This is a genomic window from Bradyrhizobium sp. IC3195 (genome assembly GCF_020193585.1).
Classification (GTDB): Bacteria; Pseudomonadota; Alphaproteobacteria; order Rhizobiales; family Xanthobacteraceae; genus Bradyrhizobium; species Bradyrhizobium yuanmingense.
The window spans coordinates 1-11,963 of record NZ_JADYVG010000048.1; the positions used below are offsets into that span (position 1 = coordinate 1).

The 11,963-nt window shown below is 65.7% G+C and carries 12 protein-coding genes and 1 pseudogene; 7 read left to right on the forward strand and 6 right to left on the reverse strand.

Annotation, left to right across the window (positions count from 1 at the left end; all coding sequences use genetic code 11):
* Positions 1-844: Hpt domain-containing protein (locus I6F09_RS36770; protein ID WP_225190171.1), on the reverse strand; the 844-nt coding region annotated here is incomplete at its 3' end.
* A 403-nt stretch (positions 845-1,247) separates the two neighbouring features.
* A complete protein-coding gene (locus I6F09_RS36775; RefSeq protein ID WP_192893379.1) occupies positions 1,248-1,670 on the reverse strand; it encodes a response regulator in 423 nt (140 codons plus the stop codon).
* Between the two features lie 394 nt (positions 1,671-2,064).
* Between I6F09_RS36775 and I6F09_RS36780 the strand changes: the two genes are divergently transcribed.
* The 4 genes from I6F09_RS36780 (at position 2,065) to I6F09_RS36795 (ending at position 4,589) form a co-directional block, all read left to right on the forward strand.
* Positions 2,065-2,775: a Crp/Fnr family transcriptional regulator gene (locus I6F09_RS36780; protein ID WP_109141793.1), complete on the forward strand. Its 711-nt coding sequence runs from the start codon at positions 2,065-2,067 to the stop codon at positions 2,773-2,775.
* A 186-nt stretch (positions 2,776-2,961) separates the two neighbouring features.
* The gene (locus I6F09_RS36785; RefSeq protein ID WP_192893380.1) at positions 2,962-3,660 is read left to right on the forward strand and encodes a Crp/Fnr family transcriptional regulator; all 699 of its coding nucleotides are present in this window, start codon (positions 2,962-2,964) and stop codon (positions 3,658-3,660) included.
* Between the two features lie 154 nt (positions 3,661-3,814).
* A complete protein-coding gene (locus I6F09_RS36790; protein ID WP_109141794.1) occupies positions 3,815-4,189 on the forward strand; it encodes an Hpt domain-containing protein in 375 nt (124 codons plus the stop codon).
* A gap of 151 nt (positions 4,190-4,340) precedes the next feature.
* The gene (locus I6F09_RS36795; protein ID WP_036024694.1) at positions 4,341-4,589 is read left to right on the forward strand and encodes a hypothetical protein; all 249 of its coding nucleotides are present in this window, start codon (positions 4,341-4,343) and stop codon (positions 4,587-4,589) included.
* Positions 4,590-4,658: 69 nt separating this feature from the next.
* Here the strand turns inward: I6F09_RS36795 and I6F09_RS36800 are convergent, their stop codons facing one another.
* A complete protein-coding gene (locus I6F09_RS36800; RefSeq protein WP_036024692.1) occupies positions 4,659-5,288 on the reverse strand; it encodes a helix-turn-helix transcriptional regulator in 630 nt (209 codons plus the stop codon).
* A 336-nt stretch (positions 5,289-5,624) separates the two neighbouring features.
* Between I6F09_RS36800 and I6F09_RS36805 the strand changes: the two genes are divergently transcribed.
* A complete protein-coding gene (locus I6F09_RS36805) occupies positions 5,625-6,788 on the forward strand; it encodes a hypothetical protein (protein ID WP_225190172.1) in 1,164 nt (387 codons plus the stop codon).
* Between the two features lie 554 nt (positions 6,789-7,342).
* Positions 7,343-8,551, forward strand: coding sequence for an EAL domain-containing response regulator (locus I6F09_RS36810; RefSeq protein ID WP_225190173.1), 1,209 nt, complete (start codon positions 7,343-7,345; stop codon positions 8,549-8,551).
* Between the two features lie 47 nt (positions 8,552-8,598).
* Here the strand turns inward: I6F09_RS36810 and I6F09_RS36815 are convergent, their stop codons facing one another.
* Positions 8,599-9,453 (reverse strand): NAD(P)H-dependent oxidoreductase, encoded by an 855-nt coding sequence (locus I6F09_RS36815; RefSeq protein ID WP_225190174.1) that lies wholly within the window; start codon positions 9,451-9,453, stop codon positions 8,599-8,601.
* A gap of 96 nt (positions 9,454-9,549) precedes the next feature.
* Between I6F09_RS36815 and I6F09_RS36820 the strand changes: the two are divergent.
* Positions 9,550-10,464, forward strand: a pseudogene (locus I6F09_RS36820) (LysR family transcriptional regulator); the annotation flags it as partial.
* Positions 10,465-10,558: 94 nt separating this feature from the next.
* On the opposite strand, the gene I6F09_RS36825 reads toward I6F09_RS36820, so the two are convergent.
* Both I6F09_RS36825 and I6F09_RS36830 read right to left on the reverse strand, forming a co-directional pair.
* On the reverse strand, positions 10,559-10,837 hold the full coding sequence (locus I6F09_RS36825) for a hypothetical protein (protein ID WP_036008513.1): 279 nt from the start codon (positions 10,835-10,837) through the stop codon (positions 10,559-10,561).
* A 116-nt stretch (positions 10,838-10,953) separates the two neighbouring features.
* Complete coding sequence (locus I6F09_RS36830; protein ID WP_225190176.1) at positions 10,954-11,814, reverse strand: DMT family transporter; 861 nt, start codon at positions 11,812-11,814, stop codon at positions 10,954-10,956.
* Positions 11,815-11,963: the final 149 nt, after the last annotated feature.

The window sequence follows — 11,963 nt, forward strand, 5'->3', positions numbered from 1 at the left end:
CGTTGCGGCGGGAGATCTCCAAGAGCTGGTTGCGGGTCAGGACCAGCTCGGAGACCATGGTCATCAGGTGCTCCAGCGTATCCACGTTGACGCGGATCGACTGGTTGGCGATGCGGTCGCCCTCGCCGGCCATCTCGTCGGCCATCGACTTCTTCGGCGCGGCCTTTTCCTTGGCGGGCTTTGCGGCTTCAGCAGCCGGCTCGGCCTTAACCTCAGCCTTGGCAACGGGCGCGGGCACCGGCGCTTCGATCGCGGTCTCGCGGAAGGCGCGCTCGAGCTCGTCGAGCGAGACCTCGCCCGGACGCAGCGGGCGCTCCAGGGTCTGATCGACCAGCGTGCCCATGGTCATCTCCTTGGCGGGGGCGGCTGGAGCGGCGGGCGCTTCCGGCACCAGCGGCGGCGCATCGGCAACGGGAGCAGCAGTGCCGGCTGTCGGCATCGGCTCCGCCGAGCCTGACATGGCCGCCATGCCCTGCTCGACCATTGCTTCCAGCTTGTCGATGAGATCGCGGTCGTTGCCTTCCGGCTCGGCCTCGGTCGCCTCCAAGCCAGCCAAAATCTCCTTGATGCGGTCGATCGAGGACAGGATCACCGTCACCGCCTCGGCAGTCACAGGCATGCCGTCGCGGAATTTGCCCATCAGGGTCTCGCCGGCATGCGCCAGCGCTTCCAGCCGCGGCAGGCCGAGGAAGCCGCAGGTGCCCTTGATGGTGTGGACCAGGCGGAAGATGTTATCCAGGATCTTGGCGTTGTTCGGCTCCTGCTCGAACTTCACCAGCTGATTGTCCACGGTGTCCAGGCTCTCGCTGGTCTCCGTCAGAAACTCCCGCAACAGATCATCCATGAGCTACGCCTTACTGACCCGGGCCGCAAACGCGACGTCCGAGCCACCTTTGGCACGGACGGACGCCCTATCCTGGATCGTTAGACATCCCCTTTCACAGTCCCGTTAATTTCATCCTCCGTGCTACTACGGATTTTGAAGAGAAGTTTGCGGTTCTGCCGCGTGTTGCAGCGCTTTTCGGCAAAACCATCCCCGCGCCGCAACGGCGGGAGCCGCGCGGTAACGAGCCACTAATCGCGCGACGCGGCGTGCGAGAAAGTCCTGCTCGTGAAGAACGATAGAGGCGGTCGAGGCAAGCCGGCCGCGCCCTCGTCGCGCGAGTGCTTGGGCGTTGCCGGATCTAGGCGGTCCACGCTCGAGGTAAACGAAGCGTTACCCCGCGGGGAAAGCGGCTCGTGTCGCGCTAACCGAGCTGCACGGCCGTGGCAATGTCGGAGCGGGGGCGAGGCTCTGCCAGGCAATCGTTGATGGCGGCGAGCAGCGCGTGCGGCGTGAACGGCTTGCGCAGACAGCGCGCGGCGCCGAGCTCCAGCGCCATCCGCAGGAAGTCCGGCGCGGGCGAGTCCAAATTCGTGAAGGCGTAGCCGGACATCGCGATCAGCGGAATGACCGGAGCCCGGTCGTGGAAAATCCGGATCGATTCGAACCCGCGCATGTGCGGCATGAAGATGTCGATGATCATCAGATCGAATTGCTTGTGCTCGAGGGCGCGCAGTCCGGCTTCACCACCCTCGGCGATCGTCACCCGAAAATTGTTGCGCTGGAGGTAAACCTCGATGGCCATGCACACCATCGGGTCATCGTCGACGACGAGAATATGGCGCAGATCGTCTCGCCCGGATTGAGCTTCCCGTTCCGGCGATTCAACAATCGAACCGTGGGGCACGCCTTTCTCCTTTGCTTTCGATGAGAGATGAAACTAACATTTTTGCGGACGCGGTCGAGGCGACGCGAGCCGGCCCGATGGCCAGCGCGACTGCAATGCCTTCCGGCTCCTGAGGCCCCTTGCCGCTTTTTCCCTGCGCAATCGTTGCAGGACGGCCGCCTCGTCAACGAATCAGCGTGCGCTACTTAATTCCGCCGCAAATGAGACAGGCTGTCTGCCCTCTAACGGGTATATGGACGACACCACAACCTTTGGATTAGTATTTGCGCGCCGTGCAACTGAGTGACGAAGGCCGCCGCGCCCAGCGTCCATCGAACCCGCCGGATTAACCTGCATGACCGTGAGCGGCCGCCCGCCCAACCAGCTGCTGCAACTGCTCGATGCCGCGGATTTCGATCTGCTGCGTCCGCACCTCGCGACGGTTGAAATGGTCAGCAAATCTGTCGTGGGCGAGATCGGCACTGCACCGAGACATGTCTACCTCCCGCATGGTGGATGCGTTTCGATCAGGGTGAGCCTGTCCGAAGGACAGACGATCGAAATTGCGATGCTGGGCCGCGACAGCGTCGTGGGGGCCGGTGCGGCCCTTGCCGACGGCATCTCGCCGATGGACGCGGTTGTGCTGTTCCCAGGAGCTGCTTCCGTGATCGAAATCGGAGTTTTCCGCGCGGTCGCGACCGCAAGCGCACGCCTCCGCAAGCTGATGGTCCGCCACGAGCAGGTCATGCTCGCGCATGTGCAGCAATCGCTGCTCTGCAATACGCTGCATCCGGTCGAGGCGCGGCTCGCGCGTTGGCTGCTCCGCGCCCACGACCTGTCCGACGGCCAAATCCTGCCGCTGACCCAGGAGGCGCTGGCGCAGATGATCGGCGTCCGCCGCAACGCGATCTCGCTGGTCGCGCATGCGCTGCAGCGCGCCGGCATCATTCACTACAGCCGCGGCCAGATCGAGATCATCGATCCCAAGGCGCTGCTGGCGACGTCCTGCGGCTGCTATTCGGCGGTGAAGGCCCATCACCTGCGCCTGATGGGAGTCGTGGCGTGACGGGAGCACGATGCGATCTCTGTGTTCCGACGTGCACGCAGCGTCGGTGCATCGCCAGGGCCGGACAACTTGTCTCAATTGCCAATATATCCCGCCGCGAGGATGATGGAACTTACCCGCGCACCGCGTGAGTGCAGGCGTGCGATTCCCAGGTGCAAGGGTACGGAGGAGGCAGCTTTGGAAAGCATGGCGCGTCCGTCCAACGGTTTCCTGTCCGCACTGTCGGCAGACGATTATGAGTTGATCCGCCCGCACCTGCGAACTGTGGATCTGCCCCACGGGGCGGTGCTGGTCGAGACCGGCGAGACGCTCATGCGCGCCTATTTTCCTCACCGCGGCGTCATCTCGCTGGTGGTTGAACTGGCCAAAGGCGAGCATGTGCAGGTCGCCATGATCGGCCGTGGTAGCCTGCTCGGAACGCTCGCCATCGAGGGTGATGCGTGTGCGTTGAACACCGCCATCGTGCTGGTTCCCGGCGCCGCCTCGGTGGTGGATCTGGACCGCCTGCGCATGGCCGCCGATCAGAGCAGCGCCCTGCGTACGCAGCTTGCGCGTCACGGGCTGGCGGTCTACGCCCAGGTGCAGCAAACCGCCGGCTGCAACGCCGCTCATCCGGTGGAGTCGCGGCTGTCGCGCTGCCTGCTGCACACGCATGACATGTCGGGCGAGTCGCGTCTGCTGCTGACACAGGAGACCATGGCTCAGATGATCGGGGCCCGGCGCAACAGCGTGTCGCTGGTCGCCAACTCCCTGCAGCAGGCCAATTTCATCCACTACAGCCGCGGACACATCCAGATCACCAACCTGGACGGGCTGCGCCAGACGGCGTGCGAATGCTACGCCGCCGTGAAGGCCCAGTACGACCGGCTGCTCGGCCCGCCCTGAACGCCGCGGTCGCTTGGTAAACCGCGGGCTAATGCCGGCCTGCAAACACCAGCCATCCTGCTACCAGAACTGAAATTCGAAGGGCGTACACACGCGACATGCCTCGCGCGGCGGCGTGCCGCGCGACACGAACCGGGATCAGGGCAGGCAAGGCATGTTTGACGTCACCGTCGCGCCTGCGAAGGCGCTCGATGCCGAACCCGCGCGCGAGCCGCGCGCGTACGAAGCGCTGGTGCGCGAGATCGGCGAGGACGGTGCCGGCGAAGTGCGCGACGTGTTCTGGAGCGAGACCTGCGCGCGCCTGCAATTGCTCCGCACGCTCTCGCCCGCACAGCACCACGCCAGGATCGCGCGCGAAGCGCATTCGTTGAAGAGCGCGGCCGGAACGTTCGGCTATCTCAGGCTGGCAGCGCTGGCGCTCCGGCTGGAGAAAACCGCGGAAAGCCTCGGCGAGACCGAATTTCGCGCGCTGCTGGACCTGATGGATGCGGCCTACGCCGCCGCGCATGCGCAGGAGCCGCAAGGCTAGCTCGCTTGGGATGCGCGCTCGTCGCGCTGCTTCGCGTGAAAACGCTCCGAACTACTCGCGCGTGCATTCCCGCCGTACTTCTACGGTTTGCGATTTTCACAGATGGCTAATCATAGCTGGCGATAGTCCCGGAAAACCAGGAGGGTTTTCCATGTTCACCTACGAGACCGCAGACCAGAAGGAGGTTCGTCGCTTCCGGATCGCACAGTTCAACGGCCGGATGGCGACGGTGAAGGCCGGCGAGTCGACCGTGACCGGCTTCGTGCGCTCGGTGCTGGAGCAGGAATCGAGCATGCCCCCCCGCTGGACCATCACGATCATTCCGAGCGCGCCGAAGGAAGAGATCAAGCCGCTGCGTCCCACCTCGCGCGCACGTCCCTTCGCCGAAGACTATTTCTGAGCGCCACGGATTTCCCAACTTTCGAGATAGGCGTCGGGTCTCGCCCGACGGCGGGCGACGGGCCCGGCCTCAGTCGATCGAATGCAGCAGCGCCGCACGGACGAGGTCCGCGGTGTTGCGCGCACCGAGCTTGCGCATCGCCTCGGCGCGATGGCTCTCGAAAGTGCGCGGACTGATCTGCATGCGAAGCGCACCCTGCTTGTTCGAGTAGCCTTCGCTGATCAGCCTCAGCACCTCGCGCTCGCGCCTGGTCAGCCGCTTCTGGCCCGACGGGCCGATCAGATCGGCGCTCGGCGACCGCGGCGGTTGCAGCACGCGGACGGCCTTCGATTCCGCTTCTTCGGACGGGCTGGGTAAGCCGCCCTTGGAGCCGCCCTTGGGCGGGCCGGCGAGCTGCTTGACCAGGCCGCAAACGCGCTCGGTCTGGGCCAGCGCGTTCTCCACCACCCGCTGCAAATAGGCGCGATCGCCGGTCGCGGGGACGAGCTGATCGCTGTGGTGCTTGATCTCGCCCATGTAGAGCAGCAGCGCGGTCAGGGGGCCATTGAGCTCGCGGGCGATGGCAGCCGCCATTTCGTCGGCCGCCTTGGCACGCAAGGCGCTCAGGCGGGCGAAATCGAGCTCTTCAGCTGAAGCAGCGCTGCTTTCGTGCCATGCCGACGGCCGCGAATCGGTGGCCGTATCATTCTGTGACCCCATGTCACTCGTTTAGCGGAACCGGGGCGGGTCTGTGATTAACTTTTTGCTCCGTATGACTACGGTGATTTGGACGGTTTTACGCTGAAATGACGACTTCGGCACAATTTGTGCTTGCGCGGTGCCGCACGCGACCATGCAGCGGTTGAGTTTTCTGCCGAAATCGTGGGGTGGGAACGGGAAAAGCTCCTCGGCGAACGCCTTGCTCCGACATCCACCCCCCGGATTTTACGGATTAATTAACGGCGACTTGCTTCTCTAGGGAGGTTGAGAGCGCGCAAATGCCTCCACGCATTGGGCCCGCAAGCCCGCGGGCCACGCTGCGAAAGATTGCGTGCCATGGACGAGATCGACCGGCTATCGGAATTTCTGCAGAGGCTGACGCCGCTGTCGCGCAGCTGTCTGCTCAGCGAGCTCGAACGGCTCGAGCTGTGCGGCATCGACATGCCGGGTTCGGCCGACATCCAGGCCCGCTTGCGCGCCGAATTCCGCAAGGACGGATCGACCCAGGCGCGCGCCACCAGCCCGTCGCGCTATTTCTTCGCGCCGCTCGAGCTGCTGCTGATCGATGGCGCGCCCGAGCATGCCAACATGGGGCGGATCTCGCGCAATACCCTCACCCCGATCTGGGAATGGATCTGCCGCGACCTGCTGCCGACCATGGCGCGCGACTACATCAAGGCGATCGGCGACCAGGTCGCGGCCAACAACCCGAAGGAAGTCCAGAAGATCGCCTCGACCTTCCAGATCAAGGTCGTCAAGGTCCTCGAGAGCACCCTCGCCTCGCCCGAGAGCGCCGAATCCGCGCGCGCCAAGCTCGGGCAATATACGGCCTCGCGCACCGCCTTCGACGACGTCGTGAAGATGCTGCACGTGTTGCGCGCCGGCGATGCACTGCCGAAGTTCAACGCGAAGCTGCCCGACAAGATCGCGAAGTTCGACGACGGCCAGGTCGCTCAGATCACCGCGCAGCTCGACGCCTTCAAGAAGGCGCATCCTCAGGCGCTGCCCTTCGCGCTGGCGCTGGTGGCGCGACGCCTGAAGACGTCCTGGCAATTGGTGCGGCTTGCTACCCGAGCCGCTGCGAGCAAGGCCGCCGCAGACGTCGCCGCCACCCCCTATGCCTGCGTCGTTCCCATGGTTCTCGACCGGCTCGACGACAAGCGTCTCGCACTTCGCGTCGCGCTCCGGCACAACCGGGTGCTGATCGCCCGCGACCTGCTCGCGGACATCTACGACACCGAATATGCGCTCAAGGTCCGCATCGACGGCATCGAGCAATGCGAATGGGGCGTCCGCCTCCAGCAATTGATGGACGCGATCGCGGCGCTAGTTTCCGCCGAGGTGAGCCGCTTCCCTGCCAATGTCGGCCACATTCTCGGCTCGCGGCGGCTGCGCAGCCACGACACGCTCGGCGGCAAGCTGAGCTATCTGGCCTGGAAGGGACGCGACGCGATGCAGGACGGTGCGGCGGCGTTCCGCAAATTGATCGGGCAAACCTAAAGCGTTTGAGCATGATCTTTCCGGAAAACCGCTGCACACTTTCCGGATCATGCTCTAGATCCGGTTCGGCCGCGAAAAGCCACGATGCGCCGCGCGGCTAGCGCGGCAGGCACAGGAAGCGATCCATGAATCGCCCTGACAGCACGAACCTGAACCACCAATACATCATTCGCCGCATCGACATAGCTGTAGTCCTCGACAGCCCTCCACCGGCTCGGGGGACCTTTAGCGCGAGTGCGGCAACGCGCGTGTGATGTGCTTCACATTCTCGGCCGCCGGCGCGAACCCGTTGTCGCATGACCGTCACGAGCGAAAGGCGGCGATGCGCGCATCGCGGGAAGACGCAGCGTGAAAGCCGCGGCCGATTTGCGTTGCGCCGGCTTCATCGCCGCCGCGGGACAACCGCGCGCGTGCACCCAAAGATTTCGTCGACAAATTAGCTCGAATTGCAGGGCTTAACGTTACTCAGATAATTCAAGAACGATGTGAAGCTCTCCTTATTTGAACCCACGCTCCGCGTTTAAGAAACCGTCACGGAACGGGAGTGGTGTACGATGAACGATGGGATGATTGAACTCGTCGGACGAAGGCCTGTGACCTTCGGACGGCGAAAGGTGACGCCGCGCGCCTGCGTGGCCGACAGCAAGCGTCACTTGCGCGCGTTCCTCAGCGAGATCCTCGAGGATCTCGGCTTCGTCACCTGCGAATGTGCCAGCGCCGACGAGCTGAAGACGGTGCTCGCGAGCGAGTTGCCGGACCTGATCCTGCTCGGCGTCGCCGCCGACGGCATCGAGCCGGGACGATTCCTCGAAGTCCTGGTGCGTGAGGCATTTGCCGGCAAGGTTCTCGCCGTCGGCGCCCGCGATTCGATCATCGTCAAAGCCGTGCGGCAGGTCGGCGACGAATATGGCCTTGCGATGCTGCCGCCGCTGACCACGCCCTTTGCCGCGGAGACGCTGCGCGAGCGCGTTGCCATGCTGCTGCCGGAGGAGCCGGCGCCGAGCCCGGCCGTGCATGTCGGCGAGGCCCTGCATGCCGGCTGGCTCGAGCTCTGGTACCAGCCCAAGATCGACGCGCGCACGCTGGTGCGCAACGGCGCCGAGGCGTTGGTGCGGATGCGGCATCCGACCTGGGGCGTGGTGCCGCCGGCCTATTTCATCCCGGAGCCGCACGATCCGCATTTTCGCGAGCTGTCGGAGTTCGTGATCGATCGCGCCATGCAGGACTGGCACTATCTTCTGGAGCAACAAAGTCCGGTCGATCTGTCGATCAATCTTCCCGCCGCCTATCTCAGGGAACCGCAGGCGGTGCGCGATCTCTGCCGCCGCGTGCCGACGCATCCGGCCTTCGGCGGACTGACGGTCGAGATCGACAGCGAGGAGGCGATCCGCGAGCTCGATTTCCTGGCCGAGGTCGCGCGCGAGGTCGGCCTGCACAATATCGGGCTGTCGATCGACAATCTCGGCGCCAACTGGCCGCAGCTGATGGACCTCGACAAGATTCCCTTCGTCAAGCTGAAGGCCGACCGGCAATTCGTCACCGGCAGCGGTGGCGATCGGCTGAAGCGCACGGTGTGCCGTCACATCGTCGAGCTGGCGCAGACCTTTGGCGCGCGCGCTGTGGCGCAAGGGGTCGAGAGCCGCGCCGACCTCGTCGCGGCGAGCGAGATCGGCTTCGATGTCGTGCAGGGCTTCCTGTTCGGCAAGCCGATGCCGCTGAAGAAGTTCGCACGCAGCGCGCTGACGCGGACGGTGATGGGATGAGCGCGCGCGTTCCCGGCCTTGAGAGCTGCATCCGTGCGATCCCGCAACTACGCCGTTGCCGCGCGGAGATCCGCCGTCGACCGCATCGTGCCTAGCTCGCCCGGCGCGCCGCCTTCGTCAGCGGGATCGAGGTGGAGCGCGAAGCCGCGCGCTCCGGGAGACTCGAGCCCGGCGCGGAGCTGCATGCTCGGAATGACGTAATCGCCGCCATTCTGGCGCCGATAAGGAATCGGCAAAGTTGTCGCAAGCGTTCTCATCCGCTCGCGCAGGCGTTCGGCCGTCGCGCCGAAAGCGGCTTCATCGAACCTGTCGGCCTGATAGGCCACGAACGGCGGCAGGACGTCATATCCGGGATAATAGAGAATGCCGTGATTGATCGGAAACAGCAGGTCGTCGATCGGCCCGTTGACCCCGCGGGCGGAATAATGGTCCTGCCAGCCGCCGGCCGTCACGATCAGCATCGCGCGTTTGCCGGCCAAGGTCCCCTCGCCGTAACGGTCGCCCCAGCGCTTGTGGCTGTGCTCGCCGACACCATAGCCGAAGCCGTAGGCGAACACGCGGTCGACCCAGCCCTTGAGGATCGCAGGCATGCTGAACCACCACAGCGGAAACTGCAGAATCAGAGCATCCGCCCACAGCAGCTTCTCGATCTCGCCCTTGACGTCGGCCGTCAGCGTGCCCGCCTCGAACGCCTGCTTGGATGCCGCGGCGACCGCGAGACGCGCATCGACCGGCAGCGACGGAAAGTCGCCGCGGTCGACCTCGGACTTCCAGCCTTCGGCATAGAGGTCGGAGACCCGCACCTCGTGCCCCTGCGCCTCAAGCTCTCGGACGGCGACATCCCGGAGCGAGCCGTTCAGCGAGCGCTGTTCGGGATGAGCATAGACGATCAACACTTTCATGTTCGGGCACCATTGGATTGAGGATTGTCGCTCGGCAGATAGCGCGGTGGCCCACGATCCGGTAGACGTAGCCGATGGATAAGATTGTGCCGGAAAATGGATAGGCCGGAGGTTACGCTCGAGCGCATGCGCAGCTTCGTGCGTGTCGCCGAGCGCGGAAGCCTATCCGCGGTCGCGCGCGAGCTCGGGGTCGGCCAGTCCACGGTGACGCGGCACATTCGGGAGCTGGAGCAGGCGGTCGGCGTGCCGCTGCTCACCAGGACCACGCGCAGGGTCACCGTGACGGAGGAGGGCCGCAATTACTACGCCGACTGCGTACATGTCCTGCGTCTGGTCGAGCAGGCCGGCGACGAGGCGCGCTCGACGCGCGGCGCGCCGGCCGGAACGGTGCGGGTCTCCTGCACCGCGGCGTTCGGCGTGCTCCACGTCAGCCGCTTGATCTTCGCCTTCCAGGACGCTTATCCGGAGGTCTCGGTCGACCTCAGCCTGACCGACGAGCGGATCGACCTCGTCAGAGAGGGCGTCGACGTCGCGCTGCGTCTGGGGCCGCTCGCCGAAAGCACGATGAAGCTGAAGTCGCTCGGCCAGTCGCGGCGAGTGCTCGTGGCCGCACCCGATTATCTTGCCGCGCGTGGCCGGCCCGCGCGCCCGCAAGACCTCGCCAAGCACGAGGGCGTTCGGATGTCCAACATCGCCGGCAGCGATGTCCTCGTGCTGCAGGGGCGCCGCGGCGGCCGCCACGCGATACCCTTCAACGGGCGGCTGCGCCTCGATCACGGGCTTGCCGCGCGTGAGGCGCTCGCGGCCGGCCGCGGCATTGCGCCGGCGCATCTGTGGCTGGTCAGCGACCTGCTCGCGGGCGGCAGGCTCGAACGCGTGCTGCCGGACTATTCGCCGCCGCCGGTGCCGCTGAACATGCTGATCGTGCCGGAGCGGTCCGGCATTGCGCGCGTGCGCCTCCTGGTCGATTTCCTCGCCGGAGAGATCGCGCGATTACCGGGGATCGAAAGGCCTCAATCAGAGCTTTCTGTTCGGCAAGCCGATGCCGCTGAAGAAGTTCGCACGGAGCGCGCTGACGCGAACGGTGATGGGGCAGCAGTGAGGCCTAGCGGCAGACCCAGACGCCGTTGACCAGCACGCGGACGCAGGCTGGCGCCACGACGGCGGCTCCTGCGGCTGCTGCACCGACGGCGGCGCCGCCGACCACGGCACGACGCGTCGTTCGACGTGCGACGCCCGCAACACTCGCCGGCGTCGCCGGCCGGCCGACGCGGGCTTCCGCGCTCTGGATCGAGAATGAAAGCCCGTCCTCTGCCGACCACTGCACCGAGGTCAATGCTGCGCAGGCAACAACGGCGCCGGCCAGCCACAATTTAGTTCGCATGACGTCCTCCCTCGCTGTTCAGGCAAGTAAAGGCAGACACCGAGTCGGGACAGGCATTGATCTAGATCAAGGTTCGGCGGCCGCATGACACTGGCGGCAGGCGTGAGGCGACAGGCTCACGCAAACCGCCGCGCGAAGAAGACGCAGGCGACCACGATGGCCGTCGCGGCGATCATGCTTCCTGCCACGGGCTCGCCGAGCAGAAGGCCGGCGAGCGCCAGACCAAAGAACGGCTGCAGCTGCTGCAGCTGGCCGACGCGGGCGATGCCGCCGATGGCGAGCCCGCGGTACCAGAAGATGAAGCCGACGAACATGCTGAAGACGGAGACATAGGCGAGCCCGATCCAGGCGGGCACGCTGATGCCGCCCCAGGCCGGCGGCCATGTCAGCACGGCGAGCACCAGCATCAGGGGCAGCGCGAGCAGCAGCGCCCAGGAGATCACCTGCCAGCCGCCGAGGCGGCGCGACAGCGCGGCGCCCTCGGCATAGCCGAGCCCGCACAGCACGATCGCCGCGACCATCAGGAGATCGCCTTGAAGCGAGGCCGCGCCGTCGCCGGTGAGGGCAAAGCCGGCCACCGTGGCGCTGCCGAGACCAGCAAACAGCCAGAACGGCGGCCGCGGCCGCTCGCCGCCGCGCAGCACGCCGAAGATCGCGGTCGACAGCGGCAACAGGCCGATGAAGACGATGGACCGCGCGGAGGTGATGTGCTGGAGCGCGAGCGCCGTCAGCAGCGGAAAGCCGACCACGACGCCGATCGCGACGATGGTGAGCGAGGCGAGATCACGGCGCTGCGGCCGCGCCTGCCGGAGCAGGCAGAGCACCACAGCCCCGATCAGCGCCGCGATGACCGCGCGCGCCGAGGTCAGAAACAGCGCCGAGAAGCCGCCGACCGCGACGCGCGTCGCCGGCAGCGAGCCGCTGAAGATGATGACGCCGAGAAGCCCGTTGCCCCAGCCGCTGGCGGAAGAGTGCATGTTGGTCTCGCTTGGGTAGGGCGGCTGACGTGGTGCCGTGGCGGTTGAACGCTTCGCGTGATGGCATGGAACAACAAAAGTTCGAAAACAACCCCATGCACAGTAGACGGGGGTTGCAAGATCAATGGGTTAGGTGGGGGGTGGGATGA